This is a genomic window from Gilvimarinus chinensis DSM 19667 (genome assembly GCF_000377745.1).
In the GTDB taxonomy this organism is placed as follows: Bacteria; Pseudomonadota; Gammaproteobacteria; order Pseudomonadales; family Cellvibrionaceae; genus Gilvimarinus; species Gilvimarinus chinensis.
In genome coordinates, this window is the sequence record NZ_KB898706.1 from 1 (window position 1) to 26,509 (window position 26,509).

Here is a 26,509-nt window from a genome sequence, read left to right on the forward strand (position 1 = left end):
TTCCCGACAATCAATTTCGTCGTCGTGACAAAACCTTTGCCAAGCAAAAAGACAAATACGGAAAACGGCACAGAGATACCTTAAAAGGCATCAAGAGTGTTATTCCGTCCAGCGAATTCGACTTTGATAAACGACAAAAAACCTGTCGTTGTCCCGAAGGCAATGAAATGTGGCTCAGTCACGAAACCGTCGAGCCCAACGGAAAACGTAAATTGTTTTTCCAGGGCAAGCTCACCGACTGTCGGCATTGCCCTATTAAAGAACAGTGCATGCGAAACCCGAGCTCGGCGGATACACGCGAGGGCGCTGGGCGCCAAGTGTCATTTACGTGGACGAATGGGCGCACAGCGACGGACTGGATGAAGCGCCGAGTCGATAGCCGGCTTGGTAAAGCTATTTACAGTCATCGAATGTCGGTCGTTGAGCCGGTGTTTGGCAATATCGGCACCAATAAGCGACTTAATCGTTTTACGTTACGTGGTCGAAAGAAGGTCGAAGGACAATGGCAGTTGTATTGCTTAGTCCACAATATTGAGAAAATCGCACGATATGGTTCCATAGGGTGAGGACACAGACTTATCTACACTCGATCTGTGCTCTGAACGCCTATTAGGTGATTATGTTAAGCAGTTATGATCAAATAGTGGTCAGTAAATTACAGAGAAATGGCCTGTGGAAAAGCTGCAATTGCAGATCTGTTTTTCTACAGCCTCGTTAGGCAATACACAGAATATCGATATGGATACTTGTAAGTGTTTTAGTTGTGGTGGGGTATTTCCTAATATTGATGGGCCAGTGCATCGATACATGAGTTCGTCTCCGGGGTGCTGGTCGGTTTATGGTGAAGTTTTGGCTCGTGAGTATAGCGATCCAGCATATTTTGAAGTTCACCGATTGACCGTTGATGCATACGCAGTCCAGCATCCAGGTTCAAAAGATCGTCAGAGCATACAATCTGTTGGTGTACACTTGATTAGGCTTTGCTTGTTTTTAGAGCATGGACTAACTGCCGAAAATGCGAATGACGCCATGCTCGAAGCAGGGAAGGAAAAACATTCGTTTATTTATCTTGAGCCTCCCTCAAGCTTTGGTTCAATTACTGCTGCTGATGTCTATCGAGCTAAGTCAGTAGAAGAGCATAAAGCTATTGTTAAAGAATGGGCTCGAACAGCATGGGAAGCGTGGTCAATACATCACAACATTATTAGAGAGTGGTTGCCTAACAATGCATTGCACCGGACAAGCCGGTGAATGCGGCGTTAGCGTCCAATCGGAGCTACACATATGACTGAATTATGGTGTGTTATCGCGGGACAGGTGCTTAAGCACCGTGGTATCCATAACGACCACTGCAATCGTCGGCGCAATTGGCTGGTTGGTAATGCTACGATTTCGTTCGAATAGAATTAGAAAACTTGTGTCGAATACAGATAGAAAATTTGATCTTTACTTCAGGGGCGATAGCACTCCAGAACAGAACAAGCGAATTTTCTTCAAGCCGGATGGATCTATTGGCGGAGATTCAAATGACCAGGAGAGCCGGTGGGGTGTGAAATGGGGAATTTTGGAGATTTATGCCAGTACTGGCGAAATATACTCAAAGTTTAAATGGGATCGCAGTGTTGGAAAATTGCTGCATGTTAATGATCCCAATCTTCCATCGGCTATGGGCCAGTACATGGTGCCACTATTTGTTTCCAGATGAACACCAATTGAAGGCAGTCGCTAACAATGCCCAGCACAGCGACGGCTTTTTTTCGTTGCGGCTTCGCCTCCACTACAAATCCGTGCGTGCTGGCGGCGTTATACGTAATCGGTCCTTAGCATGTGGCTAATTTTTTTCGTTGTGGTGTTATTGGCAGCCGTAAATACTGTGGTCCTTTTAAAACTAAGGGGCAGGTACCCGGAAGTTTACAAAGAGGCTGGCTCTCCAGTGCCGCTGTGGAATGGTTTCTCCCAGTGGTCGTTTAGCTTAGGTTTTATTGGCCTTAGGCAGTTTTCAAGATACAACCTAGACGAAAACACACGGCTTTGGTGTAACATTTACTTCTGGCTTAATTGGATTTTTTTAGGTGGGCTATTAGTCTTTGGAGCTACATTTTGGCTGGCGGGTTAGCAACGTATAACCAGGTGCAGCACTACACCACCGCGAGCGGTGGTGGGACGCTCGCAAGCTCGCGCCCGTGTGCGCGGCGTTATTCACAAAAACTAGTAGCAAAGGAGGCTCTCAATAATGAAAAAATTAATTTTTATAATCTGTCTTACGGTTTCCTTGGCGGGCCATGCTGAATATTATCCGGTACAAGACTACAAGGTCTTTGGTTCTCCGGCGGTTTCCTCAGATGCGTTAGCGATTGATGAATTAATGGAAGATCTGTGGAATTCATGGTCTCGGCATGATTCCGCTACTTTTGCAAATCTTCATTCTAAAGATGCTGAGTGGACGAATGCATTTGGTCGTACATTCAGGGGCTCTAAAGAATTAGAAAAATTTTTAGATACACGCCTGTTTGTAGGGTTTGATATTGAAATCGCTAAGTATGAAGCCGAGTCTTATCAAGAAATCTCCAGGAGATATATAGGTGAGAGTGCTGTTGTGATCACCGGAAGAGCGGAAAGTAACCGTGGATCTTCTGTTGGTGCTTCAAATAGAAAAATTGGATTTACATTTGTCCTCGGTAAAATTGAGGGTGAGTGGAAGGTAACAAATCAGGTCATCACAGACATTCGAGAGCGGCGCAACTAACGTGCATAACAATCAGCGGCAGAATGAGAGCCAGCGCGTTATGACCTCATGAGGGACCATGTCAACTCCAATAATTATTCTATGTCTGTTGAGTAGTCCTTTGAGTATCGCCTTTCTTTATTCAATATTGAGTAAAAAGCCTTTAGATGTTCCCAAATATTCCTGTTGGGGGTGGGGAATAGCCTTCCTATTCTTCTTCGTTGGGCACTTTTTTCAAACGGAAGGAATGGTCGAAATGTTACCGCCTTGGGTTCCTTTGCGCCTAGCATTAGTCTATTTCACAGGGTTAATTGAGTTATTGATAGGTATCGCTCTCTTTATACCAAGGTATCAACCCCTTGCTGCAAAGCTTGCAATTTTAGTTTTTGTTATCTTCTTTCCGGCAAACATTTATGCGGCATCAAATAGCATTGGCCTTGGTGGGCATCAATGGGGGCCTGTTTATTTATTAGTACGCGGACCGCTACAGATTATATTAATTGTATGGTCATATTTTCTGTGCTTAAAAGATCGTAACAAGTCAATACAGCCAAGCGTTAAAGTATCGGCTGATTGAGGCACTATAAGGTATTTCCGACCTTTCAGTTCCCCCACATTGACGGGCACTTCGAACTAAAGCATTGACCTCCCCGCGATATTGTGGGGAGGGCCACAGATCAAAATCCAGAATTGTCATGCTTTAATCAAACGTAGAGTCAGTACGTATATGGAGCCTTAGCGCCAGGATAGCCCAATGAGCATTTACTTAAATATGTGAAGGCTTTTGGCGGGCGGCAAGGGTAAGGTTGCGCGATTCCCTGGCGGTTGGGGATACCAGCGTGTACTGACCACGGCGGAGTTAGATAATGGCGAAACGACAGACACGTTTATTTGCGATCTGTCACCAGAGGGGTGTCCGTGATGCCGTTCACGGCGCAGCTGCGTTACAATGTCCTACGGTCTCAGTTTTCCCGCGCGGATAAAAAGTCACCTTCACCCCGGTGTTCGTCTAACGAATGCATGGCAATATCACAGGTTATTTTTAAGGAGTAAACAATGTCTTATTTTGTGGGCGCTTACGCGTCGTCACCCTGTTCTTCCGGTTGGGACCCAAAGCTGGAAGCAGAGTTTTACGATCAATTAAAAAAAGTACCAACGCTAAAAGGCCTGGAGCATCCGTTTTTAGGGGAACACTTGCACGCCCATGATGATGAATGGTTCTTAAAGACTATTGACCCTAGCTGGCAGTTTGTTTTCACCTGTGTGCCGGGAACCATGGCAGCGATTGGGAGCAACCCTCACTTTGGCATCGCTTCGGATGATGTTGACGGTCGTGAACAGGCTTTGGCGTTTATGGAAAAAGCTCGCGCCGCTATTGTTAAACTCAATGCCCATGCAGGTCGTCAGGTGGTGCAGGCCATCGAAATGCAGACTGCACCCAATAAAGCCAAAGCAAGCTCTTCGCCTGCTTCGCTCAAGGCGTCGCTAGAAACCATGTTGGCTTGGGACTGGCAGGGCGCGCAAATTGTACTGGAGCATTGCGATACGTTTATTGAGGGGCAAACTCCCGCAAAGGGCTTTTTGACACTGGATGAGGAAATTGAAGTCGTTAAAGCGGTTAACGAGGCTCACAACGCCGATATAGGGGTGGTAATTAACTGGGGCCGCTCGGTGATTGAAACCCGTTCTGCATCGGGTGCCGTTGAACACATTAAGCGGGCAAAAGATGCTGGCGTCTTGGCCGGGTTAATGTTTTCAGGTGTAGCGGATCAGGAAACGCCCTACGGGTGCTGGGCTGATACCCACATGCCTGCAGCAAAGTCGGCCGGCGCCGAGATTGGTGCTGAAGGCTCGTTAATGACTGAAGAAGAAATACACCGATGTGTGGAGGCCGCGGGGGGCGAGGAGCTACCAATTCTAGGCGTTAAACTGGGTATTCGCCCCAAAGATGAGTCGGTCGATAATCGAGTGGCTTATAACCGAGAAGCTTTGGCTATGATAAGTAGGGCGCAGTAAGTCCTCGGTAACCGCTAGGGCCTGGGCCTTAGCGGTTTGTCCTGACCTGTAGAAGCGATAGTTTTTTCTGTGAATGGTTTTTCTGATCAATCTTGGTGCGATTTCTGGGTAAGTTTATTACCGGTTGGTTTAATTTCAGATTGAATATTCTGACTTCTAATCTCGTAATAAGACTCTTCTGATACTTTATGCCAGTCTGCGGACTTTTGTTTAAAGTCTTTGTACGATTGCCAGACTTTGGCAAACATGTCGTTTTGCTCAGCCTGCTCGATAAACACTTGTTCGGTCATGGCGTGCAGTTCGTGCAGCACTTCATCCGGTAGGCGGCGCAGCTGTACACCGTGTTGGTTCACCAGAGTGTTTAACGCGGCGTTATTGGTGGCGGTGTACTGGTCCAGCATATCCTGATTGGCGGCGCGGGCGGCGTAGGTGACTATGGTCTGCAAGTCGGCGGGCAATTTTTCAAACGCGGGCTTGTTCACTAAAATTTCCAAAGTGCTGCCCGGCTCGTGCCAGCCGGGGTAGTAGTAATAGCGCGCCACTTCGTGAAAACCAAAGGCTAAATCATTGGCCGGGCCGACCCATTCGGCGGCGTCGATCACACCGGTTTGCAAGGCGGTGTAAAGCTCGCCGCCGGGAATATTAACGCTGGTGCCACCGGCACGGTTAAACACCTCACCGGCCAGGCCGGGGATGCGCATTTTCAGGCCTTTTAAATCGGCCAGCGAATTAATCTCTTTGTTAAACCAGCCGGCCATTTGAATGCCGGTGTTGCCGCCGGCAAACGGAATAATATTGAACGGCTCGTAAACTTGGCGCCACAGTTCCAGGCCGCCGCCATGGTGTAACCAGCCGTTCATTTCCTGGGCGTTCATACCGAAAGGCACGGTGGTAAAAAATTGCGTGGCGGGCGATTTACCGCGCCAGTAATAAGCACCGCCATGGCCCATTTCAACACTGCCGGAAGAGACTGCATCAAACACGCCCATGGCGGGTACGATTTCTCCGGCACCGTGGACGTGAATGGTTAAGCGCCCGCCGCTCATGTCATTGACCATGCTTGCAAATTCTTCGGCGGTCGTGCCGAGGCCCGGAAAGTTTTTCGGCCAGGTGGTCACCATACGCCAGCGAAAGGTTTGCTGGTGCTGGGGTATACCCTCGCTTTGGGTGCTGCCAAACGGTTGGGTTTTACTCATCACCAAGGCCGCGAATAACACGATGCAAAGAGCGACCAAGGCGAGAATGACAAGGGGCGTGACGTTAAAGGAGCGGGACTGAGTCATGGTGCTGTTTTATTGTTTGGAGGGAAAAAGAAAGCATAGCATGGTCGTTGTTGAAAAACGTCGGGCGCTCACTTGGGAGTGCCCGACGCGGCAGTTATATCGCTTCGAGTTTTGCGTATTGCATCACCAGCCATTTGGTGCCCTCGGCGTCAAAGTTAATTTGTACCCGGGTGCTGGCACCTGAGCCTTCAAAGTGAACAATGATGCCCTCGCCAAACTTTTTGTGCATGACGCGCTGGCCCAAACGAAAACCGGTGTCGGCGCCCGAGTCTGACAGGCGCGGCTGGTTTTTGCTGGCGCGCTTTGCGCCTGTTTGCAAGCGCGCGGGGCGGGTGATGGTGCTGTTAATGCGCACTTCTTCTAAGTGCTCATCGGGTATTTCTTTCACAAAGCGCGATACCGCGTTAAAGGTTTCGCCGCCGTGCAGACGCCTTGTTTCGGCGTAGCAAATGTACAGTTTTTCCATCGCGCGGGTGATGCCTACGTAGGCGAGGCGGCGCTCTTCTTCCAGGCGGTCAGGGTCCTCGACAGACATTTTATGGGGGAAGAGGTTTTCCTCTACGCCGGCCATAAACACCAGCGGAAATTCCAGACCCTTGGCGGAGTGCAGGGTCATCAGTTGCACCGCGTCTTCAAATTCATCGGCCTGCGCATCGCCAGCATCCAGCGCGGCGGTATCCAAAAATTGTTGCAGCACCGGCTCGTCTTCGTCTTCAGCGTTAAACACGCGGCAGGCGGTTACCAGTTCTTCCAGGTTTTCGGCGCGGGCCTGACCCTTTTCCCCTTTTTCGTTTTTGTGAAATTCGAACAGGCCGGTGGTTTCCAGCACCGACTCGGCCAGTAAGTCCAGCGCCAGCTCGGTGCTTTTTTCGGTCAGGCTTTCCACCAGAGAGATAAATCCCAGTACGGCATTGCCCGCGCGGGCGGTGAATACTTTGTTGTCCACCATTTGCCGCGCCGCCTGCCACAGTGAGCAACCGTGTTCGCGGGCGAAGGTGCGAATGTCGTCCACGGTTTTGCCGCCAATGCCCCGGGTGGGCGTGTTGATGACACGCTCAAACGCTGGGTCATCGTCGCAATTGGCCGCCAGGCGCATATAGGCCAGGGCGTTTTTAATTTCTAGCCGGTCGTAAAATCGCTGCCCGCCGTAGATGCGATAGGCAATGCCTTCGCGCAGCAGCGCTTCTTCGAGCACGCGCGACTGGGCGTTAGAGCGGTATAAAATCGCGCAGCTGTTTTTGGCGTTGCCCTTGGCAATCCAGTCGTTAATGCGCTCGACGATAAAGCGCGCTTCGTCTTGCTCGTTAAACGCGGCGTAGAGTGAAATGGGGGCGCCGTCGTCGCCGTCCGTCCACAGTTCTTTGCCCAGGCGACCAAAGTTGTTGGCGATAACCGCGTTAGCGGCTTTCAGAATATGCCCGGTGGAGCGATAGTTTTGCTCCAGCCGCACCACGTGGGTTTGTGGGTAGTCCTCTTCAAAGCGGCGAATATTTTCAACCTTGGCGCCGCGCCAGCCGTAAATGGATTGATCGTCATCGCCCACGGCGGTAACAAAACACGCCTCACCGGCCAGCACCCGCAGCCAGGCGTATTGCACCGAGTTGGTATCCTGAAATTCGTCCACCAAAATAAACGGGAAGCGGCCCTGGTAATGAGACAGAATGGCCGGCTTGTTGAGCCACAGCTCGTGGGCGCGTAGCAGCAACTCGGCAAAATCCACCAGGCCGCCGCGCTCGCAGTCGGCCTCGTAGGCGCGGTACACCTGCGCCATGGTGCGAATAAACGGGTCGGCGCTCTCTTGAATATGCTTGGCGCGCAGGCCCTCGTCTTTTTGCCCGTTAATAAACCACTGGGCCTGGCGCGGCGGCCAGCGCTCGGCGTCCAGCCCAAGGTTTTGGTACACCCGCTTGATCAGTCGCAGTTGATCGTCGCTGTCGAGAATTTGAAAATTTTGCGGCAAATTGGCGTCTTTCCAATGCGCTTTTAATAAGCGATGCGCCAGGCCGTGAAAGGTGCCTACCCACATGCTGCGGGTATTGATGGGTGTGCCCGCCTCGCGGAACAGTTCGTCCAGCCGGGCGCGCATCTCTTTGGCGGCCTTGTTGGTAAAGGTTACCGCGAGAATACTGTAGGGCGAGGTGCCCTGCGTCTGCACCAGCCAGGCAATGCGGTGCACCAGCACTCGGGTTTTACCGCTGCCGGCACCAGCCAGAATCAGTTGATTGCCGGGGTCGGCGGTAACGGCTTCATTTTGGGCGGTGTTGAGGCTGGCGGTCAGTTCTGCTGCAGACATGAGGTGATCTTTTGCTGTGATGTGTTATAAACGGGTGAATAAGTTGCGCGCAAGCATAGCATTTTACTGTAAATTTACCCAGTAAAACCCGACGTTGAGAATCCCCACAATGGATGTTCTGACCCACACCCAATTACTCGCCCGTTATAACCAGCGGATGAACCGGCAGATATACGCGGCGGCGGCGCAGCTGGATGAAGCGCAATTGAGTAGGCCCGCCGGGGCGTACTTTGGCTCTATTCTGGGAACGCTGAACCATATTCTGGTGGGCGATCTGATTTGGCTTGCGCGTTTTGCAGCGCACCGCGAGGCTTATACAAGCCTGCAGGCGTTGGCAGAGCTGCCGCGCCCACAGTCGTTGAACCAGCTGGTGTATCCGCGCTTCGCGGCGCTGGCCGCCGCACGCACACTGGTGGACGAGGCGATGATGCGCTGGGCAGGCGATGAGCTGAGCGTGCCGGACCTGTCCGCGCCCCTGACTTATTGCAACACGCGGGGTGAAACGTCTACCCGCGACTTTGGCGAATTGGTGATGCATGTGTTTAATCATCAAACCCATCACCGTGGCCAGGTGAGCACGCTGCTGGCCCAAAGTGGGCTGGATGTGGGTGTCACCGATTTTCTGTTGGATATTCCGAGGCAGGAGGAGACCGGCTAGGGCTGGTTAGCACTTGACACTGAGTGATTAGGCCCCATTATGCGCAGAGTTCTTTGGTAACAGACAAGCATGGTTATTTATGTCTGAGGTTTACATTATTCAGAATCAGGACAAGCTGTTTCTCGGCAAGCAGCGCACCTGGCTCGACGGTCGTGATCCGGCCGCACTGTATCGCTCGCCCCATAAAGATGAAGCGGTGAACGAAAAATTTGAAATTAACGCTAAGGATTACACTCAGCGGGTTAAGCTGGTGGCTTGCGGTTTGAACGAGCGCGGCCAGCCCGCCATTGACCCAGACATCCTGCCGCCGCCTTTGCCTAAAGAGAAGGAAACCCAGCCGCTCGATTTGGACGATGCTACGGCCGCGCCCGACCCCGAGGCCCCGCCCGCGACTGCCTCCGAGGCGACTCACTAACTGAGGATTAGCTTTTGTCACAGCTCGACGCGCAGTTGGCGGCCTTGGCCGCCCCCGCTGCTCAACCTACATTGCGTGGAATACTGCGCGGCATTGAAAAAGAGAGCCTGAGGGTGTGCCCCGAGGGGCGACTATCCCGCGGGGACCATCCCAGCGGATTAGGCTCAGCCCTGACCCACCCGCACATCACCACTGACTACTCTGAAGCGCTGCTGGAATTTATTACCGAGCCGGCCACCCGCATTGGCGATGTGCTGGCGCAGCTGGATGACATTCATCGCTACACCTACAGTCAGTTGGGCGATGAGCTGCTGTGGCCCGGCAGTATGCCCTGCGTGCTGGCCGGGGATGACTCTATACCCGTGGCCCGCTACGGCAGCTCTAACAGCGGCACCATGAAAACCGTGTACCGCTTAGGGCTCGGCCATCGTTACGGTCGCGCAATGCAGACCATTGCCGGGGTGCATTACAACTTCTCGCTGCCGGATGATTTCTGGCGTGAACTGGCGCGCATTGAAGGTAATACCCAGTCACTGCAAGACTTTAAGACCGATAAGTACTTCGCCCTAATTCGTAATTTTCGCCGCTATTTCTGGCTGTTAATTCGCCTGTTTGGCGCAGCCCCGGCGGTGTGCCGCAGTTTTGTGCGCGGCCGCGCCCATTCGCTGGAGCCGTTTGGCCGCGACGAAAATACCCTGCACGCACCTTACGCCACGTCGCTGCGCATGGGCGATCTGGGGTATCAGAGCGATGCGCAGAACTCGCTAATTGTTTGTTACAACAACCTTGATAACTACTTAAAAACCTTGTGCGGCGCCATTACCCAGCCGCATCCGGATTATCAGGCGATTGGCGTGACCGATGCCGAGGGCCATTACCGCCAGCTCAATACCAGCTTGCTGCAAATCGAAAACGAGTTTTACAGCACCATTCGCCCTAAGCGCACCACCGCCTCGGGCGAGACAGCGCTGCAGGCGCTGCGCTTGCGCGGAGTTGAATATGTTGAAGTGCGCTGCGTGGATCTAAACCCGTTTGAGCCTTTGGGCGTGTCCAGCGATCAGCTGCATTATCTGGATGCCTTCTTGTTGTTTTGTTTGCTGCAAGATAGCCCCGAAGCAACCGACGCCGAATACACCCACTTGCTCGAGAACCAGAAGCGCGTGGTGTACCGAGGACTTGACCCCGAGCTGACGCTGCACAACGGCCAAGAAGACGTCAGGGCGGCCGATTGGGCAGCGCAATTACAGGTGCAGATTAAGCGCTGCGCGGAGCTTTTAGACAGCGCCTGGGGCATTGATGATTATCGCCGCGCTTTCGCCGCGCAGGAGGATAAACTGGCGGGCCGTGCGGCCACTCCAGCCGAGGCGGTGCTGCAGTCTCTTAAAGAGAATCAGCAAACTTACTACGCCCACACCTTAGAGATGGCCAATCGGCATCGCGAGTATTTTGCGGGCAGAGGGTTAGACGCCGGGCGGCAGGAGCACTTTTGCGAGCTGGCCCGCCAATCACACCAGCGACAAACGGCGGTAGAACAGGCCGACGAGGTCAGCTTTGCGGACTATCTGGAAGCTTATTATCGCCAGTACCGCCGCTGCGGTTGCGAGCAGACAGACCCGGCTGCCGCTACTTCTGCACAATAAGATCGTTAAAGTACACTTCTAGCACATCCGCCTCGCCCTGTTCGGATTCCAGCAGGGCGATAATTTCACTCTTGGCGGTCTCGCGCAGTTGGGCGATGCCCTCTTGGGTGGTGATGGACTCCTCGCTCTGGCGCGAAAACAGCATCACCATTGCATTGCGTAGCAGGGGCATATGATGACGTGCGGCTGCGGCCGTATGAACATCGTTCACTCTTAGTGTCAGTTCGGTTTTTAAATACTTCAGGCGTCCTGCGCCACCGTAATTAACGACAAAGGGTGGCTGCATGGGGATATATATAGACCCTTCCACCTCTTCCTCTTTTTCCTGTGCTGCGGTTACCAGGCTAAGGCTCAGCAACAGTAATCCCAAGGTTAACTTTTTCAGCATGTTTACCACCCTTATTCATTTGCACTCAGCATAGCCACACGCCGTACTTGACTCAAGTTATCGGCCGCGGGAGAGATTACTAAATACCTTGCTCGTGTTACTATGCCGGTCTTATGACGACAGATGATTGTAGAGGGTAGCCATGTTGGAAAACTGTCAGGACGCAAAAGAACGCTGGGGCGGTGTAAGTCAAATTATCGACCGTTGGCTGGCGGAGCGACAGGAAATGCTGGTGCGTTATTGCTCTCTTTCCAACCATCAGAAAAAGCCCGACGACACCCGTGGTGAGACACTACGTACCTTGTGCCAGATTATGGTGGATTATGTCTCGGCGGGGCACTTTGAGGTTTACGACCAGCTCATTAAAGAAGGGCAGGACTTCGGCGATGAGAAAGCGCTTAAAGAAGGTGCTGAGCACTTTAAGGTTGTGGATGCGACCACCGAAGGGATTCTTGATTTTAACGATAAGTATCTGGAAACTGACGACCTCTCAAGCCTTGATGTCGACTTGTCCAACCTGGGCGAAACACTGGAAGCGCGCTTTGCCGCTGAAGACCGCATGATTGCGGTATTGCACAGCGCACACAAAGACTTGGTGGACGAGTAGCTCCATATAAATGCACCCGCTACTTGGGCGGGTGCTACACTTGCCGTGTACACCGAAAAAACGGCGACCCATGTGTAACCTCTTTTGCAAACGTTTTCTTCAACTCTTCCTCTCTGGCCTCTTCGGTTTACTCATCGCTTGCACCCCTGCCCCCAGTGAAAAGCTGGAGGTGGCCGCGCGTAATGTGCAAAGCGCGGCTTTGTCTCGTGATGGTGGTTATACGGTAGTTGGCTCGGCTTATCATGGCGGGAGCTTCTGGTCTTTAACCGATGGCGAGCGTCTGTTTAATTGGAACCATAGCCGTGCTAATGACACCTTAATTCAAGCCAGTGCGATCTCTCCCGATGGCGGTTGGGCCGTGACCGTTGATGAGTTGTCTTTGGTGCTGTGGGATACCGTTAGTGGGCGCAGCGCGGGTTACTGGCGTCTGCCTTCAGAGGCTTTAAGTATTGCTGTGGGTCGCTACGGTAATGTGGCTCTGGTGGGGCTCAGCGATGGGCGAGCGCTGGTGTACGACCTGCGTCGCGGCGGTATTTTGTTGCAGCTTGACCACGATGACCGGGTGAACTCCGTTGCTTTAAGCGATGATTTGGCGGTGATGGTAACCGGAAGTGAAGACGGGCGGGTCAGCGTGTGGGATGCCAACACCGGTAAGCTGCGCCATCAACGACAATACGATGAGCCTGTGCAGCGAGTGGCTCTAAGCGCGGATGGTGCACGGGTGCTGGCGGCTGCAAAATACGACCGAATTGAGGTTTTTACGGCGGCTGATAATCACAGCCTATGGCAGTTACCATTTAATCGTGAACGGGTTAAGCGGGGCTTGAATATCAGTGCGGCTCGCTTTTCCGTGGACGGCCGCTATCTGCTCACCGGCAGGCCCGACGGTTTTGTACAATTGTGGGATATTGATGGCCAGGCCGAGGTCTACACCTGGCAGCTGCCCGAGCGCAAAATGTGGCAACCCAGTGCATCGCCGGTTATGGCGTTAAGCTTTACCCCAAGCCCGGATCAGTACCGGGCGGTGAGTGGCAATGGTTTTGTGTATACCTTGAGTTACTAGCGCCCTGTCCGCAAAGAGACAACCACACGCTTTTGCGCATCAGAAGCCCCCACCTTCACGCATAAAAAAGCCCCGCTTGTAGCAACAAGCGGGGCTTTTTGAGTCGGATCAGAAACGCTTATTCAGCCGCTTCTTCCGCCTCTGGCTCTTCAGCTTTTTCCACTTCCAACAGCTCAACCTGGAAAATCAGGGTGGCGTTAGGTGGAATACCGTGGTTGCCGCCGGGGCCGTAAGCCAAGTCTGATGGGATGTACAGCTCGTATTTCGCGCCAGTTTCCATCAATTGCAGGCCTTCGGTCCAACCTGGGATAACCTGGTTCAGACCAAAAGTGGCCGGGCTGCCACGCTCGTAAGAGCTGTCGAAAACGGTACCGTCAATCAGTGAGCCTTCATAGTGAACCGTAACGGTATCGGTGGCGGCGGGCTTGATGCCATCACCTTCTTCCAGCACTTTGTACTGCAGGCCGGACTCGGTAATTTCTACGCCTTCTTTGGCGGCGTTGTCAGACAGGAACTTCTCGCCGTCTGCTTTATTCTGGTCAGCAATTTCTTTTTGACGTTGCTGCTGCAGCTCCATTTGTTGCTCTTGGAAGGTCTGCATGGTTTCCTGGATTTGCTCTTCGCTTAAACGTGGCTCGGTGCCGTCGCGAACGTCTTTAATCGCCTGGGTGAAGGCTTCCAGCTCGATAGGAACTTCACGTTGCTTGAAGTTGTTGGCCATATTCAGGGCGATGGCGTAGTTAACTTTTTGCTCCAGGGTTTCCAGCTGCACTTCCTTGGCTGGTTGTTCGGTTTCGCCCTGGTTGCAGCCGGCCAGAATTGCCGCCGAGCAGAGCATACCGGTCATCAGTAAACGCTTGTTCATGGTTTTAACTCGTCTTTTTAATGTATTTGTCCACCGCTGTTTCTGGCGGTGATGAATTAGCCCGCCGGATGTCCCGATGGCCCCAAGGGCACACATAGTAACCCATGCAAGAGTCTGTGTGCGTATTCCTGTGCACAATGCGAACTGCCGCAAATGCTGCAGGCATTTAATGCCATAGACTCAGTTGGTGTGGGCGTCGTAATAATTTTCAACGCCCTAGCGCAATTTAAGTTTTGTGGCGTACACATTTGAATGGGATACGTCTACAATAATCGCGGAAAGTTCCCCTTCGATTACCAAATTTGCTCATAAAGGGTTTTACTATGGCTGCCAAGAGGAAATCAGTCTTGTCCGTGGTGCAGTTGGAAAAAGACATCGCCGCGGTCAAAGCCAAGCTGGATAAAGAACGTAAAGCGCAGGTAAGCAGCGCAGAAAAAACCGTGGCTATGGCCACCAAGAAGCTGGCTGCTGCTAAAAAGAAAGAGGCAACGCTGCGCGCGCGCAAGCAAGCCGCTGCTAAGGCCGGTAAGACCGCCGCAGCCCAAAAACGGTTAGACAAGGCCGGCACGGCATTACAAGAGCAACAAACCGAGGTCAACGCCCTGCGCGCCGATCTGGACAGCGCCAAACAGACGTTGGCCGAAGCTCGCAAACAGCAAAAGTACGCTCAAGAGCAGGCCAAGCTGCAGGCTAAAGCCGAGCGTGAGCTAAACGCAAAACTGAAGAAAAGCGCTGCAACGGGCACGCGCAAAGCCAAGAAGCGCCCGGTCAAAGCTGCGGCCAGCGCGAAAAAGGCTGCGGTGAAGGCAGAGTCAGCCACTGCCGCCGAGGCCGCGCCGAAAAAAGCGGCTGTGAAAAAAAGCGCTCCTAAAAAGGCCGCCGCCAAAAAAGCAGCGCCTAAAAAGCCCACAGCTAAAAAAGCGGTGACTAAAAAAACACCGACGGCGAAAAAAGCTCCGGCTAAAGCTGCTCCGCAAACTGCCGAGCCTAAACCGGCTCCTGTTGCACCACCGGCTCAGGTTAACGAGACGCCCGAACCGCCAAAAGAAGATCTGGCTCCCAATCCATTGCCCAGCCATATAGGTACCCATGTGATTGAGCCGGTAGAAGAGGGTAAATTGAAACCCGAGCCTGTGCCCGATGCTCCCGCCGCGCCGAAAACCGGCAGTTTGTTTGACGATGACTTCCATCGTTAACGGTATATTGCCTTACCATCAAAAAAGCCCCGCCTCTCAGGTGGGGCTTTTTTTCGATTAAGCGTTTGTGGCGGTTGTGAGTGAGTCCACACAGGCCTCCCGCCAGAAATTGAGGGTTGCGCTGTCCACCTGCAGTGACTGTAGGTAAGCCTCGGCATGTCTGATGGCGCAGGCCTGAGCGCAGGGTTTGGGGGCCAAGCCCTCCAGTTGTTGCAGTAATTGCTGCTCGGCTTCAAGCTCGGAGTCTTTGATGTGCTGGCGCAATTCACCCTTGTACGGTGTGATTTTAAGCGCGCGCCGGGCGGTGCGCAGTGGGGTGATGATATTGCTCTGCCAGTGCCGGGCCTGTTGCTCAGCTTGTTTGGCTTGTGATTCTGTTAAGGCCCGGCCGGTGCTGTCGAGCCACTGATAAAACAGCAGCAGCGGCACATTGGCTTGCCAGTCGTCCTGCAGTTGCAGGCAGAGTGACTCCACGCTCTTTTGGCTGTAGAGGCGAACGGCAAAATTCCACAGTGAGTCCGGCATAAAAATTCCAGTGGGCAAGTAAGACGGCATTCCTTAGAATGCGCCCATGATTACACTCGATTCTATCAGTTTGCAGCGCGGCGCTAAGTTTCTTTTAACCGAAGCCGAGCTGACTATTTTCCCCGGCCAGAAGCTGGGTCTTATTGGCTCCAACGGCAGTGGTAAATCCTCGCTGTTTAAAATGTTGTTGGGTGAACTCGGCAGCGACAGTGGCCGGGTGGACATTCCCAAACAGTGGCGGCTGTCGCACATGGCTCAAGAGGTGGCCGATACCGAGCGCAGTGCGCTGGATTATGTGCTGGACGGCGATGATGCCTTGCGGGTGCTGGAGCAAAAAATTGCCCGCTGCGAGGACGACGGCGAAACCTTGGCAAGCTTATACGCCGAGCTGGAACAGCTGGATGGCTACACCGCCAAAGCGCGGGCGGCACAATTGTTAAGCGGCCTGGGCTTTGCTACCGGCGATCACCAGCGTGCGGTGAGTGATTTTTCCGGCGGCTGGCGCATTCGCTTGAACCTGGCGCGTGCACTGATGTGCCCATCTGACTTGCTGCTGCTGGATGAGCCCACCAACCACCTGGATTTAGACGCTACCCTGTGGCTTGAGCAGTGGCTGCAGGCCTACGCTGGCACCTTGCTGATTATCTCTCACGACCGGGATTTTCTCGACAACGTAGTAGGGCGTATTGTCAGTATCGAAAACGAAAAGCTGGTTGGCTACACCGGCAATTACTCTGGCTACGAGCGTCAGCGTGCCGAGCGCCTTGCTCAGCAACAAGCGGCTTTTGAAAAGCAGCAGGAAAAGGTCGCCCACCTGGAAAACTACATTCGCCGCTTTCGTGCCAAGGCTACCAAGGCCAAGCAGGCCCAGAGCCGGGTTAAGCAGTTGGAGCGCATGGAAGCCATTGCTCCGGCCCACGTGGACTCGCCGTTCACCTTTACTTTCACCGCCTCGGATAAAGTCTCGGACCCTTTAATCGTGCTGCGGGACATGGACATTGGCTACCCCGGCCGCGCGGTGTTATCCAAGGTAGGGCTCAATATCGCTCCGGCCCAGCGCATCGGCTTGCTGGGCCCTAATGGCGCGGGTAAATCCAGTTTAATCAAAACCTTAGCGAATACCCTCGAGCCGTTAACCGGCGAGCGGGTAACGGGCGAGCACTTTCGCCTGGGCTATTTTGCTCAGCATCAGCTGGAGGCGCTCGATTTATCCGCCTCGCCCGCGTTGCATATTCAGCGCATTAGCCCTGAGGCGAGCGAGCAGAAAATCCGCAACTTCTTGGGTGGTTTTGACTTTCAGGGCGATCGTGCCTTTGAGCCGATTCATCATTTTTCCGGTGGCGAAAAAGCGCGCCTGGCGCTGGCATTGATCGCCTGGCGCGAGCCCAATGTGCTGCTGTTGGACGAGCCCACGAACCATTTGGATTTAGAGATGCGCCAGGCACTGACCATGGCGCTGCAGGACTTTGACGGGGCCGTGATTGTGGTGTCCCACGACAGGCACCTATTGCGCAATACGGTGGACGAATGGTTGTTAGTCGCCGATGGCAAAGTCAGCGAATTTGATGGCACGCTGGAGGATTATCATCACTGGCTGACTGAGCACAACCGGCGCTCGCAGGCGCCTGGCGAGGCGAAGCCTAAGGCCCGCGAGGATGCTGCCAGCAAACCTGTTTCCGGCGACAAAAAAGCCCAGCGTCAGCAGGCAGCGGCGCGGCGCGAACAACTCAAGCCGCTTACCAATCGGATTAAAAAGCTTGAGTCCCAGATGGAAAAACTCAATAAGCAGTTGGCTCAAGTCGAAGAGCAACTGGCCGATACCTCTCTTTACGACGACAGTGAGAAAGATCGCCTGCAGGAGTTACTACAACAGCAAGCGGATTGTCGCCAACAGTTAGATGACAGCGAAGAGCAGTGGCTGGAAGCTCAGGAAGAGCTAGAAGCACTCGGCGGCGCGTAAACTCTCCTATACTGATTAAAAACAAGCATTGCGCGAAGTGTGAACTTTACGCAGGACTTTTTGACCCTTAAAGAAGGCATTAAATGATGAAGTGGATAACGCACAGCGTACAAGTGCGCCTAATGGTTGTGGTGGGCCTGGGGCTTGGCGGCTTACTGCTGGCCGCCGAAATTGCCATCTCTATGCTGAACACACAGCTTGCCAACTACAATCAGTTGATCGAGCGCAATGTGGCCCAAGAGCGTGCCATCAATGAGATCAACTTTGATTTTAAAGTGCAGGTGCAGGAGTGGAAAAACGTTCTGTTGCGTGGCGCCGATACCCAGCAGCGTGAGAAATACTGGACCCGCTTTGTGAACAACCACGAGCAAATTCAAACGCGCGGTGCGGCTTTATTGCAACAACTGCAGGCGGGCACCAGTGCCGAATTATTACGCCAGTTTTTAAGCGTTCACAAAACCGCTTACGGCCAGTATCAAACCGGGCTCAATGCGTTTATTGCTTCAGGCTTTAACGCCCAGGCTGGTGACGAGGCGGTTTCGGGCATTGACCGCGAGCCCAGCCGCTTATTGGCTGAGGCGGCCGACACCATTAAAAATGAAGTTGCAGCGGCATCCAAAGCGGTGCAAAGCACCAGTGCACAGGTGTCTTTTTGGTCTCAGGTAGTGATTTTTGTTGTGGCTATTATGGTGCTTGCATGCCTATGGTTATTGCTTAGCAGCAGTTTAATCAAACCCTTGCAAGCGGTGATGGGGCATATTCGAGTGATGGCGGGCGGCGATTTTTCTCGCGCGTTTCATTTGCGCCGTAATGATGAACTGGGCCAGTTGGGTGAAAACCTGCAGCAGATGCAGGAGGAAGTTCGTCAGGTGGTGCATTCGGTGCAGCAAACCTCGGGCCAGTTGGGTGAAGCGTCTGTTCAAATCAATCAAACCGCCAGCGATATCGCCCGGCACATTAGCGAAACCGAGCATTCCACCGACCAGGTGGCAGCGGCCGTCAACGAAATGTCTTCCACCGTGCAAGAGGTTGCCAGTAATGCATCCGGCGCCGCAAATGCGGCAGGCGAAGCTGACATGGGGGCAAAGCAGGGGCTGGGCATGATGGAACAAACCATTGCCTCTATCAGTGAATTGTCCTCGCAAGTGGACGAAGTCAGCGGTGCCATGACCCAGTTGGAAAGTGAAACCGATCGTATCGGTCATGTGCTGGGGGTGATCAAAGGCATTGCCGAGCAGACCAACTTATTAGCTCTAAACGCAGCCATTGAAGCGGCGCGTGCCGGTGAGCAGGGCCGCGGTTTTGCGGTGGTGGCCGATGAGGTACGCGCATTGGCTCAGCGTACCCAAGAGTCCACCGCTGAAATTCAGGAAATTATTGAGGCGGTACAGCAGGGGGCCTCGGGCGCTACCCAGGCGATGGAAATTGGCCGCGAAAAAACCCAGCGTACGGTCGAGCTTGTGAGTGAAACCGGTGAGTCCATTCGCGCAATTTCTACTGCTATTGCCAGCATTGTGGATATGAACACCCAAATTGCCACCGCCGCCGAAGAGCAAAGCTACGCGGCCGAAGAAATTAACAAAAATGTTGCTAACGTCGTGACCATGGTGCAGCACGCCAATGAAAGCGCGCGCCAGTCGACGCAAACCGCCAATAAGTTGGATGCTTCGGCAAAAACACTGTCGGATCAGATCGAGCACTTTACGGTATAAAAATCACCCTTTGCCAAGGAGGGCAGGGCCGGTTCGTAACTTCTGTAAACTGAGTTATGCACAGGTAAAATAGTGTATAAAAGCAGACTCTCGACCCTTCTTTCGCTTTCTATTCTCTACAATAGCCTTCCACTTTTCGCAAACGTAACCGTTTTATGAATTTATTTTCCTCACGTAGAGCACTGACGTTAATAGTGCTTGCGTTGCTTGGTTTAATTCTGGCGTCTTCGCTAAGCTATCACTATGTGTTTTCTAAGTCTGCGCGACCGGATTATATATGGCATCAAGTAAAGCGCGGATCACTTGAAAACGTCATTGCGGCCAGCGGCACTCTGGAGCCTAAAGACTATGTTGAAGTCGGCGCGCAGGTGTCGGGCCAGCTGGAGAGCTTGGCGGTGGATGTGGGCGACGTGGTTAAGCGCGAACAGCTGCTGGCGGAAATTGACGCTACGGTGTTTGAAACCAAGGTGATGAGCGCTGAAGCCAGCCTTGAAAATAAACGCGCCCAGTTGGAGAAGCTGTTTGCTGAGCAGTATTTATCCGAAGAGCGGCTGGAAAGAAACTCTCATCTGTTTACACAAAATGCTATCAGCCGCGATACCTTAACCGCCAGTGAAACCGAGGTGAAAGGTTTAAAGGCCAGCATTCGTGCCATGCAGGCGCAAATTAAAGCGGATACCGCGTCCCTGGATGGTGATAAAGCCACCCTCAACTACGCCAAAATATACGCGCCCATGGACGGCACAGTGGTATCAATTGCTGTACGTGAAGGACAAACCCTGAACGCCAATCAAAGCGCCCCGCTGATTATGAAAATTGCCGATTTGTCGGTGCTGACCCTGCGCACCGAGGTTTCTGAGGCGGATGTCACGCGAATTTATCCGGGTATGCCGGTGTATTTTTCTACGTTGGGCGCACCTGAAGAGCGCTGGTACTCAACGGTGCGCCAAATTTTGCCTACGCCTGAAATTGTTAACGAAGTGGTGCTGTATCAGGTTCTAATTGATATTGAAAATAAAGACTCGCGGCTGATGGACTCCATGACCGCGCAGGTGTTCTTTATTGAAGATCAGGCCGAAAATGTATTAACCGTACCGGCAGGTGCCCTGCGGCGCGGCCCCGGTGGCCCGGGGGTGCTAAAGCAAACCGCAAGTGGTACCGAGCGGGTCGCTGTAAAACTGGGCATGCGCACTCGTACCCAGGTGGAAATTGCCGAGGGGCTGAATGAAGGCGATGTCGTAGTGGCCGGTATCCGCAACCCGGAAACCGGTGCGGTCGAGGAAAACCGTCGTGGACCTATGGGTGGGCCCCCCGGAGGTCGCCGTGGCTTCTAAGGCGCTGATAAAACTATCGGGTATCGGGCGCTTTTATCAGTTAGGTGAAACTCGGGTTGATGCACTAAAGGATGTGTCGCTCACCATTGAGCGCGGTGAGTTTGTCGCCATTATGGGGCAATCCGGCTCGGGTAAATCCACCCTGATGAATATTCTTGGCTGCCTGGATCAGCCATCGTCTGGCACCTACGAAGTTGACGGTATTAACGTCGCAGGCCTGAACGCCGATGAACTCTCGGCGCTGCGCTTAAATACCTTTGGCTTTGTTTTTCAGCGCTATCAACTGTTAGCCAACATTAACGCGTTGGATAACGTTGCCATGCCCGGCATTTACAAAGGGCAAGAAAAACAAGCCCGCACAGAGCGTGCGCAGCAACTATTGCAAAAGCTGGGCATGGGCGAGCGCGCTCATCACAAACCCAGTGAATTATCCGGCGGCCAACAGCAGCGTGTGTCTATTGCTCGCGCGTTGATTAACGGCGCCGAGGTGATTCTGGCGGACGAGCCCACCGGCGCCTTGGACAGCCAGAGCGGCGAACAAGTGCTCGCCCTGTTGCAAGAACTCAATCGCGAAGGTGTGACGGTTATTTTGATCACTCACGACCGTGGCATTGCCGAACACGCCGAGCGCGTCGTCTCGTTTAAAGACGGGCAGCTTATCGACGATACCGCCGCTGAAAAAACCAACCCTGTGCAGCGCCCAGGCGCGCCGGAAAAAGTACGCGTATTTCCCAGTATCAGTGTGTTTGAGTCAGCGCGCATTGCGCTTGCTTCTTTACGGGTAAATTTGTTTCGCACCTTGCTGACGCTGCTGGGCATTATTATTGGTGTTGCCAGTGTGGTGCTCATGATTGCCATTGGTGAGGGGGGTAAAGCCGAGGTGCTGGATCGCATTGAAGCGATTGGTACGAATTTAATTTCGGTTCGCCCCGGTGGCCCCAATATGCGCCGAGGTAACGACAGCATTGCCACCTTGGTTGTGGAGGATGCCGAAGCCATTGAAAAGCTTTCTGGTGTTCGCGCTGTAGCACCGGAAAGAAACTCGCGTTCTACGCTGCGTTATGGCAATAAAGATTACTCTGGTCGAATTAAGGGCACCACCCCCGACTATTTTACGGTGCACGATTGGGAGCTGTCGCAAGGTGTATTCTTCAGCGATGAAGATGTAAATGATTATGCCTCGGTCATGGTGGTGGGTAATACCATTGCCGAGAGTTTGTTTGAGCCGGGCGACAACCCCATTGGCCGTTTTGTGTTAGTCAACAAAGCGCCTTACCAGATTATCGGCTTGCTCAAAGCCAAGGGCGCCGATCCGTCGGGTGAGGACAGAGATGATGAAGTGCTTATTCCCCTCACCACCGCGCGACTGAAAATGTTTGGCAGCGCTCACTTAAGCAGTATTACCTTGCAGGCGACCGACACCGAAGCGGCATCGCGTTTGGAGTCCGAAGTGGAAGCTTTGTTGTTCGCACGCCATCAGGCGGAAGATGTTCAGGTACGCTCTACCGAATCTTTGGTGCAGGCGGTCACGGCGGCGCAAAACACCTTAACGTTTTTGCTCGGATCTATCGCAGCCATCTCGCTATTGGTTGGCGGTATTGGTGTGATGAACATTATGCTGGTCAATGTGACTGAACGCCGCCGTGAAATCGGACTTCGCATTGCCACTGGTGCTAAGCCTTCGGATATTTTGCGTCAGTTTAATATCGAGGCTTTAGTGGTGTGCTTTTTAGGTGGTGTGCTTGGGATAGTGATTGGGTTTTCCGGGGCGTTAATCGCACGATTTTTTGATGTTGCCATTGCGTTTACGTTATTGCCCGCGGCACTGGCATTCGCCACCTCTATTGCGGTAGGTTTGGTATTTGGTTTTATCCCCGCACGTAAAGCCGCGCGCTTAAATCCTATTACGGCATTGGCTGAGGAGTAACCGATGAAATTGCGAGTATGGTTTTCCTGTCTTGCCCTAAGTGCCTGTGCATTTAATCCGCAACAACATACCCCTGAAGAGTTGGCGGCCGTAGCCTATCAAAACGCGTTAAGCGGGCGCGAGCTCACGCTGCTAACGCAAAATACCTGGAACGATTTTTTGCCCACAGAGTTGCAGCAGTATTTGGCGCAGCTACAAAGCAATAACCTGGATTTGCAAATGGCGCAATTACGGGTTGAGCGCGCCCGCGAGATGTTAACTTCGGCGCATGCGGGCAATTGGCCGCGCGCGAGTGCGTCGCTAAGCAACAGCGACAGCTACGACGATACTGGCCATACGGGTAATGGCAGTGGTTTGAATTTTAGCGCCAGCTATACCGTTGATTTGTGGGGCGAACGCGCTGCGCAAATCAGTCAGCGCGAAACCCAGCTGCAAGTGGCCAAGTGGGAAGAGCGTGCCAGCTTTATTGCGTTGCAGGCGCAGTTTATCCGCACTTATTTCGATACGTTGAGTTTGCAATCGCTATATGAGGTGGCTGAGCAAAACCTGGACGCCAGTGTAAAGCTATTGAATTTATTTCAGCTGATCTACGATTCAGGCGGTGCCTCTGGCTTAGAACTGCGCCAGCAGAAAAATCTGGTACTAAACGCACGCAATAAATTGGTGAGCTTGCAAAGCGAGTTGGCCATTAACCGCCGGGCGCTAGCCGTTATGTTAGGCCGCCTAGATTTGCAAACCCCCACGCTGCAAACTAGCTTTGACGATCTAACCCTACCGCAACTGGCCTCGGTACAAAGCGCGCAGCTTTTGCAACAGCGCCCCGACGTACAGATTGCTACCTTGGCACTGGCGGAAAACCAGGCACTGATCCACCAGGCCAAAACCGCCCGCTGGCCGGATTTAACCTTGAGCTTAAGCTGGGGTATCGACGACATACTGGCCGGTGGCAGCGAATGGGCCGCCAGTATTCGCGAGGCGACATCGCTGTTGCTGTTTGACGGCGGCCAGACCCGTGCGCAAATCCGCTTGGCCGAGCTGGATGCCGACATTGATTACGCGAGCTATCAATACACCTTGGCAGACGCTTATCGCGACACCATTGATCAGCTGGAAAGACAGCGCCTGCGAGAGCAGCAGTTGGATATCGCGCGGGATAAATTCGCCAACAACCGCACGTTGTATGATATTTCCAACGCGCGCTTCGAGGCGGGCGATACTGACTTTTTAAATTTACTCTTGGCGCAGCAAAGCTGGTTTAGCGCCCAAGAAGATTTAGTGGCCAGCAAGCTGGATTATCTGTTAGCGCTGGTCAATGTGTACGAGGCCATGGGGTCGGCGCCAGCGCTGGTCGAGTTCGACAGCTGAGCGGATACTCTTCTCCGTCGAGGTTTTAATGGCTGATCCTAGCGGTCACAATTGTTGCAGGCATCACGCGTAAGCCGACAACCCCAACCTGAGCGTGGGGCCGGACTCCACCGCCCGGTAAGCGGCGATAGGGGCTGGTAAATCCTCTGGGGCTGTATGCTCTGGTTTTAGCGATTCCCAGTAGTCGAGGGCGCTGCGCAAATCGGTAAAGGCAAAGCGGCCGTTGTTAGATGGATTGTTGGGTGGGCTATTTGCGTCTGGCTGAGCACTGGCCCCGCGCTCTACAACGTTCAGCTCGTGGTTTAGTTCGCGCTCAGCGGCAGAGCCTCCACCTCCGTCTTCCCGGCCGCGCTGCAGCAATTGCTGCACGGCGATGTCCAGTGCTTGCGGATCAAATAAACCCGCCTCCAACAGCTCGCCTTCCAGCGGGACTAACGACTCTTTGCTTTCGCCTTTTCTCGCGGATTCGGGCTGATTAACCGGCCGCGCTCGCTCGCCCTGCTGCACGGGTTCGCTGGCTTGAATACGATTCGATACCGGATTCTGTAGCGGATAAAGGCTGGTGTTAGGCAGGTGTGGTAGTTTCAAAGCAGTGGTTACAGTCGGGCCATGGGTGGCTAATTATTGCACAAGTCATGTGCTGATTCACAGACCGTTTATCGGCCTCTTGCAGCCCGCCAGTGGTCGCGTATATTAGCCCGCAAAGTAACTACCCAGGGGTGATAAATGCAACAGCGATTAACCGCAATTCTTATTTGCTTATTGTGCTTTCACTCCGTCCAAGCCTACGAGCCAAGCCCGCAGGAGCGTGAGCTTGCTCAAGCAACAGCCTTGCAATACATCCAGCACCTTAATGCTGGCGAGTATCGCGAAGCCTATAACATGCACAGCGAATTGCTGAACCAACGTATGAATTACGAACGTTTTGCCAAAAGCCAAACCGCGTTCAGCGACAGCTCCGGCAAAAGTCTGAGCGATACATTGATCGGCGCCAACTGGCAGTTGGACCCCGCCAAAGCGCCAACAAAAGGCTTCTACGTTGAGTATGAGTTTGCCTGTGAATATCAGTATTTAAAACCTTGCGAGCAAACGCTGGTGCTCTATTCAGAGTTGGGCGAGCGGTTTAGGGTGATGCGCCACAGCAGAAGCTATGTGAACACGCAAACAGGCAAGCGTGCGGGCAAGTATATAGCGAAGCCCGGAAACTTCTCACGCCTGTGATTGTGCTGGTGCACGCAGGCCAATTAAATTACCAAAGGGGTCCATTAGCTGGCAGATGACCTGGTTATCTTCTATGTCTAAAGGGCCTCTATAGAGTTTTGCGCCTAGCGCCGTCAATTTCATCACGGCCTCTTCCAGATTATCCGTTTGCCAATAGAGTACGGTGCCGGAAGGTGCGCTGTTCACCTTGTGGTCGGCCTGAACTATTTCCAGTGTGATTCCGCCAACGCTCAAGGCGCTAAAGTCGCGCTCGGGCAGGTCGTTGGACGCGCGAACGCCGTCCCAGGCAATAGCCGCGAGTCAGGGGGCAAAGTGTATTCTTATTCGCCAGTAAAGCCGCTATGCCATAATCGCCACAGGCTCACACGGGCCTGAAGGCACGAATGATCCGCTCGCATCACACACTCGTAAAGCTCTATTTATCGGGAGAATCTGCATGGTTTTTGGCAGGCTACTGGAACGCACCGGAAGGGGTTTTATTGTTATGAGTGTACTGGCCTGGCTGACCGGTTGCAGTGGCACAGATGTGCTGAATGCCTTAGGCCGAGCGCCGCATTACCAAAGCGCAACCGATATTGCCTACGGCCAACACCCGCGACAGACTTTGGATATTTACTCGCCCCGCAGTGATGCCAACGGCTGCACCGTGATGTTTGTCTATGGCGGTAGCTGGGACAGTGGCAAGAAGGAGCAGTATGGTTTTGTCGGTGCGGCTTTGGCTCGCAAAGGCTACACGGTGATTGTGCCCGATTATCGATTGTACCCGGAGGTAACCTACCCCGCGTTTGTGCAGGATATCGCCAAAGCTATTGCCAGTGAGAAAGTGCAAAACCTGTTGGCTGGTAAGCCATTGGTTCTAATGGGCCATTCAGCGGGCGCGATGATTGCGGGGTTAATCAGTTACGACCCAGAGTATTTACAGGCGGAGGGTTTATCCCGCGAGCAGATTGCGCGCTATATTTCTCTGGCTGGGCCGCACGACTATTTTCTGCCTACCGAAAAGCCTCAGTGGACGCGAATATTCGGGGAGGATCAAAACCGCCAGGTTGATGCCCTGACGGTGAATCATATTCATCCGAACAACCCGCCTACCCTGATTTTGCACGGTGCGGACGATGAAACCGTCACGCCTAAATCTGCTTTGTCGTTAGAGAAAAAGCTACGCGAGGCGCGGGTAGAAGTAACGCAAAAAACCTACGAAGGTGTGAGCCACGTTAAGCTGGTGGCAGCCATGGGAAGGCCGTTGGGATTTTTAGCGCCAACTACAGAGGATATCGACACGTTTTTACAGCCGTTGTGTGCTGAATAACGCACGC

26 protein-coding genes are annotated in these 26,509 nt (G+C 53.2%); 19 read left to right on the top strand and 7 right to left on the bottom strand.

Annotated features, from left to right (window positions below; translation table 11 throughout):
* The 6 genes from D568_RS0100005 to D568_RS0100030 form a co-directional block, all read left to right on the top strand.
* On the top strand, positions 1-566 hold a 566-nt coding region (locus tag D568_RS0100005; protein WP_020207489.1), incomplete at its 5' end, for a transposase.
* A 106-nt stretch (positions 567-672) separates the two neighbouring features.
* Positions 673-1,251: a DUF5946 family protein gene (locus tag D568_RS18665; RefSeq protein WP_157497578.1), complete on the top strand. Its 579-nt coding sequence runs from the start codon at positions 673-675 to the stop codon at positions 1,249-1,251.
* A 166-nt stretch (positions 1,252-1,417) separates the two neighbouring features.
* Positions 1,418-1,705: a hypothetical protein gene (locus D568_RS0100010; RefSeq protein WP_157497579.1), complete on the top strand. Its 288-nt coding sequence runs from the start codon at positions 1,418-1,420 to the stop codon at positions 1,703-1,705.
* A 528-nt stretch (positions 1,706-2,233) separates the two neighbouring features.
* A complete protein-coding gene (locus D568_RS0100020) occupies positions 2,234-2,746 on the top strand; it encodes a YybH family protein (protein WP_020207492.1) in 513 nt (170 codons plus the stop codon).
* Between the two features lie 58 nt (positions 2,747-2,804).
* Entirely contained in the window at positions 2,805-3,302 is a 498-nt protein-coding gene (locus D568_RS0100025; RefSeq protein ID WP_020207493.1) for a DoxX family protein, read from the top strand.
* Positions 3,303-3,781: 479 nt separating this feature from the next.
* Positions 3,782-4,741 (top strand): DUF4862 family protein, encoded by a 960-nt coding sequence (locus D568_RS0100030; protein WP_020207494.1) that lies wholly within the window; start codon positions 3,782-3,784, stop codon positions 4,739-4,741.
* An 86-nt stretch (positions 4,742-4,827) separates the two neighbouring features.
* Here the strand turns inward: D568_RS0100030 and D568_RS18670 are convergent, their stop codons facing one another.
* Together D568_RS18670 and uvrD are read right to left on the bottom strand one after the other, a co-directional pair.
* Positions 4,828-6,024: a TRAP transporter substrate-binding protein gene (locus D568_RS18670; protein ID WP_051083976.1), complete on the bottom strand. Its 1,197-nt coding sequence runs from the start codon at positions 6,022-6,024 to the stop codon at positions 4,828-4,830.
* A gap of 94 nt (positions 6,025-6,118) precedes the next feature.
* A complete protein-coding gene (gene uvrD / locus D568_RS0100040; RefSeq protein ID WP_020207496.1) occupies positions 6,119-8,317 on the bottom strand; it encodes a DNA helicase II in 2,199 nt (732 codons plus the stop codon).
* A 109-nt stretch (positions 8,318-8,426) separates the two neighbouring features.
* Here uvrD and D568_RS0100045 point away from each other — a divergent pair, with 109 nt between their 5' ends.
* The 3 genes from D568_RS0100045 (at position 8,427) to gshA (ending at position 11,030) form a co-directional block, all read left to right on the top strand.
* On the top strand, positions 8,427-8,975 hold the full coding sequence (locus D568_RS0100045) for a DinB family protein (protein WP_020207497.1): 549 nt from the start codon (positions 8,427-8,429) through the stop codon (positions 8,973-8,975).
* 79 nt (positions 8,976-9,054) lie between these two features.
* Positions 9,055-9,390, top strand: a complete 336-nt coding sequence (locus D568_RS0100050) for a hypothetical protein (protein WP_020207498.1) — start codon at positions 9,055-9,057, stop codon at positions 9,388-9,390.
* 14 nt (positions 9,391-9,404) lie between these two features.
* On the top strand, positions 9,405-11,030 hold the full coding sequence (gene gshA, locus D568_RS0100055) for a glutamate--cysteine ligase (protein ID WP_020207499.1): 1,626 nt from the start codon (positions 9,405-9,407) through the stop codon (positions 11,028-11,030).
* Here gshA and D568_RS0100060 read toward each other — a convergent pair.
* Positions 11,014-11,418, bottom strand: a complete 405-nt coding sequence (locus tag D568_RS0100060; RefSeq protein ID WP_020207500.1) for a flagellar basal body-associated FliL family protein — start codon at positions 11,416-11,418, stop codon at positions 11,014-11,016. The two genes, gshA and D568_RS0100060, sit on opposite strands and share 17 nt — an antisense overlap.
* Positions 11,419-11,560: 142 nt before the next feature.
* Here D568_RS0100060 and rsd point away from each other — a divergent pair, with 142 nt between their 5' ends.
* Positions 11,561-12,025 carry a sigma D regulator gene (gene rsd / locus D568_RS0100065; protein ID WP_020207501.1) on the top strand — a complete coding sequence of 155 codons (465 nt, stop codon included), beginning with the start codon at positions 11,561-11,563 and terminating at the stop codon, positions 12,023-12,025.
* A gap of 70 nt (positions 12,026-12,095) precedes the next feature.
* Positions 12,096-13,088 (top strand): WD40 repeat domain-containing protein, encoded by a 993-nt coding sequence (locus D568_RS0100070; protein ID WP_020207502.1) that lies wholly within the window; start codon positions 12,096-12,098, stop codon positions 13,086-13,088.
* 118 nt (positions 13,089-13,206) lie between these two features.
* Here D568_RS0100070 and bamJ read toward each other — a convergent pair whose 3' ends face one another.
* Positions 13,207-13,953, bottom strand: coding sequence for a BamJ family beta-barrel-assembly machinery protein (gene bamJ / locus D568_RS0100075; RefSeq protein ID WP_040515929.1), 747 nt, complete (start codon positions 13,951-13,953; stop codon positions 13,207-13,209).
* 323 nt (positions 13,954-14,276) lie between these two features.
* Between bamJ and D568_RS18675 the strand changes: the two genes are divergently transcribed.
* Entirely contained in the window at positions 14,277-15,149 is an 873-nt protein-coding gene (locus D568_RS18675) for a hypothetical protein (protein ID WP_051083977.1), read from the top strand.
* A 57-nt stretch (positions 15,150-15,206) separates the two neighbouring features.
* On the opposite strand, the gene D568_RS18680 is transcribed toward D568_RS18675, so the two are convergent.
* Complete coding sequence (locus tag D568_RS18680) at positions 15,207-15,674, bottom strand: TIGR02444 family protein (protein ID WP_020207505.1); 468 nt, start codon at positions 15,672-15,674, stop codon at positions 15,207-15,209.
* Positions 15,675-15,720: 46 nt separating this feature from the next.
* On the opposite strand from D568_RS18680, the gene D568_RS0100090 reads away from it, so the two are divergent.
* The 5 genes from D568_RS0100090 to D568_RS0100110 all read left to right on the top strand — a co-directional run bounded on the left by D568_RS0100090 (position 15,721) and on the right by D568_RS0100110 (position 23,972).
* A complete protein-coding gene (locus D568_RS0100090) occupies positions 15,721-17,634 on the top strand; it encodes an ATP-binding cassette domain-containing protein (protein ID WP_020207506.1) in 1,914 nt (637 codons plus the stop codon).
* A gap of 83 nt (positions 17,635-17,717) precedes the next feature.
* Entirely contained in the window at positions 17,718-19,346 is a 1,629-nt protein-coding gene (locus D568_RS0100095) for a methyl-accepting chemotaxis protein (protein ID WP_245551585.1), read from the top strand.
* 155 nt (positions 19,347-19,501) lie between these two features.
* Positions 19,502-20,680: an efflux RND transporter periplasmic adaptor subunit gene (locus D568_RS18685; protein ID WP_040515930.1), complete on the top strand. Its 1,179-nt coding sequence runs from the start codon at positions 19,502-19,504 to the stop codon at positions 20,678-20,680.
* Entirely contained in the window at positions 20,637-22,607 is a 1,971-nt protein-coding gene (locus tag D568_RS0100105; protein WP_245551586.1) for a MacB family efflux pump subunit, read from the top strand. The genes D568_RS18685 and D568_RS0100105 overlap by 44 nt, the downstream gene beginning before the upstream one ends.
* Positions 22,608-22,610: 3 nt before the next feature.
* Positions 22,611-23,972, top strand: coding sequence for a TolC family protein (locus tag D568_RS0100110; protein WP_020207510.1), 1,362 nt, complete (start codon positions 22,611-22,613; stop codon positions 23,970-23,972).
* A gap of 63 nt (positions 23,973-24,035) precedes the next feature.
* On the opposite strand, the gene D568_RS0100115 is transcribed toward D568_RS0100110, so the two are convergent.
* Entirely contained in the window at positions 24,036-24,560 is a 525-nt protein-coding gene (locus D568_RS0100115; RefSeq protein ID WP_040515933.1) for a hypothetical protein, read from the bottom strand.
* Positions 24,561-24,698: 138 nt separating this feature from the next.
* Here D568_RS0100115 and D568_RS0100120 point away from each other — a divergent pair, with 138 nt between their 5' ends.
* Positions 24,699-25,193, top strand: a complete 495-nt coding sequence (locus tag D568_RS0100120; RefSeq protein WP_020207512.1) for a DUF4019 domain-containing protein — start codon at positions 24,699-24,701, stop codon at positions 25,191-25,193.
* Here D568_RS0100120 and D568_RS18690 read toward each other — a convergent pair.
* Positions 25,182-25,427 (bottom strand): VOC family protein, encoded by a 246-nt coding sequence (locus tag D568_RS18690; protein ID WP_157497580.1) that lies wholly within the window; start codon positions 25,425-25,427, stop codon positions 25,182-25,184. The genes D568_RS0100120 and D568_RS18690 overlap by 12 nt on opposite strands.
* A gap of 250 nt (positions 25,428-25,677) precedes the next feature.
* Between D568_RS18690 and D568_RS18695 the strand changes: the two genes are divergently transcribed.
* Positions 25,678-26,502: an alpha/beta hydrolase gene (locus D568_RS18695; protein WP_169334776.1), complete on the top strand. Its 825-nt coding sequence runs from the start codon at positions 25,678-25,680 to the stop codon at positions 26,500-26,502.
* The last annotated feature ends 7 nt before the right edge of the window (positions 26,503-26,509 follow it).

Coding starts and splice junctions, on each gene's coding strand:
- D568_RS0100020 (WP_020207492.1), top strand. CDS start 2,234: ATGAAAAAATTAATTTTTATAATCTGTCTTACGGTTTCCTTGGCGGGC.
- D568_RS0100025 (WP_020207493.1), top strand. CDS start 2,805: ATGTCAACTCCAATAATTATTCTATGTCTGTTGAGTAGTCCTTTGAGT.
- D568_RS0100030 (WP_020207494.1), top strand. CDS start 3,782: ATGTCTTATTTTGTGGGCGCTTACGCGTCGTCACCCTGTTCTTCCGGT.
- D568_RS18670 (WP_051083976.1), bottom strand. CDS start 6,024: ATGACTCAGTCCCGCTCCTTTAACGTCACGCCCCTTGTCATTCTCGCC.
- uvrD (WP_020207496.1), bottom strand. CDS start 8,317: ATGTCTGCAGCAGAACTGACCGCCAGCCTCAACACCGCCCAAAATGAA.
- D568_RS0100045 (WP_020207497.1), top strand. CDS start 8,427: ATGGATGTTCTGACCCACACCCAATTACTCGCCCGTTATAACCAGCGG.
- D568_RS0100050 (WP_020207498.1), top strand. CDS start 9,055: ATGTCTGAGGTTTACATTATTCAGAATCAGGACAAGCTGTTTCTCGGC.
- D568_RS0100060 (WP_020207500.1), bottom strand. CDS start 11,418: ATGCTGAAAAAGTTAACCTTGGGATTACTGTTGCTGAGCCTTAGCCTG.
- rsd (WP_020207501.1), top strand. CDS start 11,561: ATGTTGGAAAACTGTCAGGACGCAAAAGAACGCTGGGGCGGTGTAAGT.
- D568_RS0100070 (WP_020207502.1), top strand. CDS start 12,096: ATGTGTAACCTCTTTTGCAAACGTTTTCTTCAACTCTTCCTCTCTGGC.
- bamJ (WP_040515929.1), bottom strand. CDS start 13,953: ATGAACAAGCGTTTACTGATGACCGGTATGCTCTGCTCGGCGGCAATT.
- D568_RS18675 (WP_051083977.1), top strand. CDS start 14,277: ATGGCTGCCAAGAGGAAATCAGTCTTGTCCGTGGTGCAGTTGGAAAAA.
- D568_RS18680 (WP_020207505.1), bottom strand. CDS start 15,674: ATGCCGGACTCACTGTGGAATTTTGCCGTTCGCCTCTACAGCCAAAAG.
- D568_RS0100090 (WP_020207506.1), top strand. CDS start 15,721: ATGATTACACTCGATTCTATCAGTTTGCAGCGCGGCGCTAAGTTTCTT.
- D568_RS0100095 (WP_245551585.1), top strand. CDS start 17,718: ATGATGAAGTGGATAACGCACAGCGTACAAGTGCGCCTAATGGTTGTG.
- D568_RS18685 (WP_040515930.1), top strand. CDS start 19,502: ATGAATTTATTTTCCTCACGTAGAGCACTGACGTTAATAGTGCTTGCG.
- D568_RS0100110 (WP_020207510.1), top strand. CDS start 22,611: ATGAAATTGCGAGTATGGTTTTCCTGTCTTGCCCTAAGTGCCTGTGCA.
- D568_RS0100120 (WP_020207512.1), top strand. CDS start 24,699: ATGCAACAGCGATTAACCGCAATTCTTATTTGCTTATTGTGCTTTCAC.
- D568_RS18695 (WP_169334776.1), top strand. CDS start 25,678: ATGAGTGTACTGGCCTGGCTGACCGGTTGCAGTGGCACAGATGTGCTG.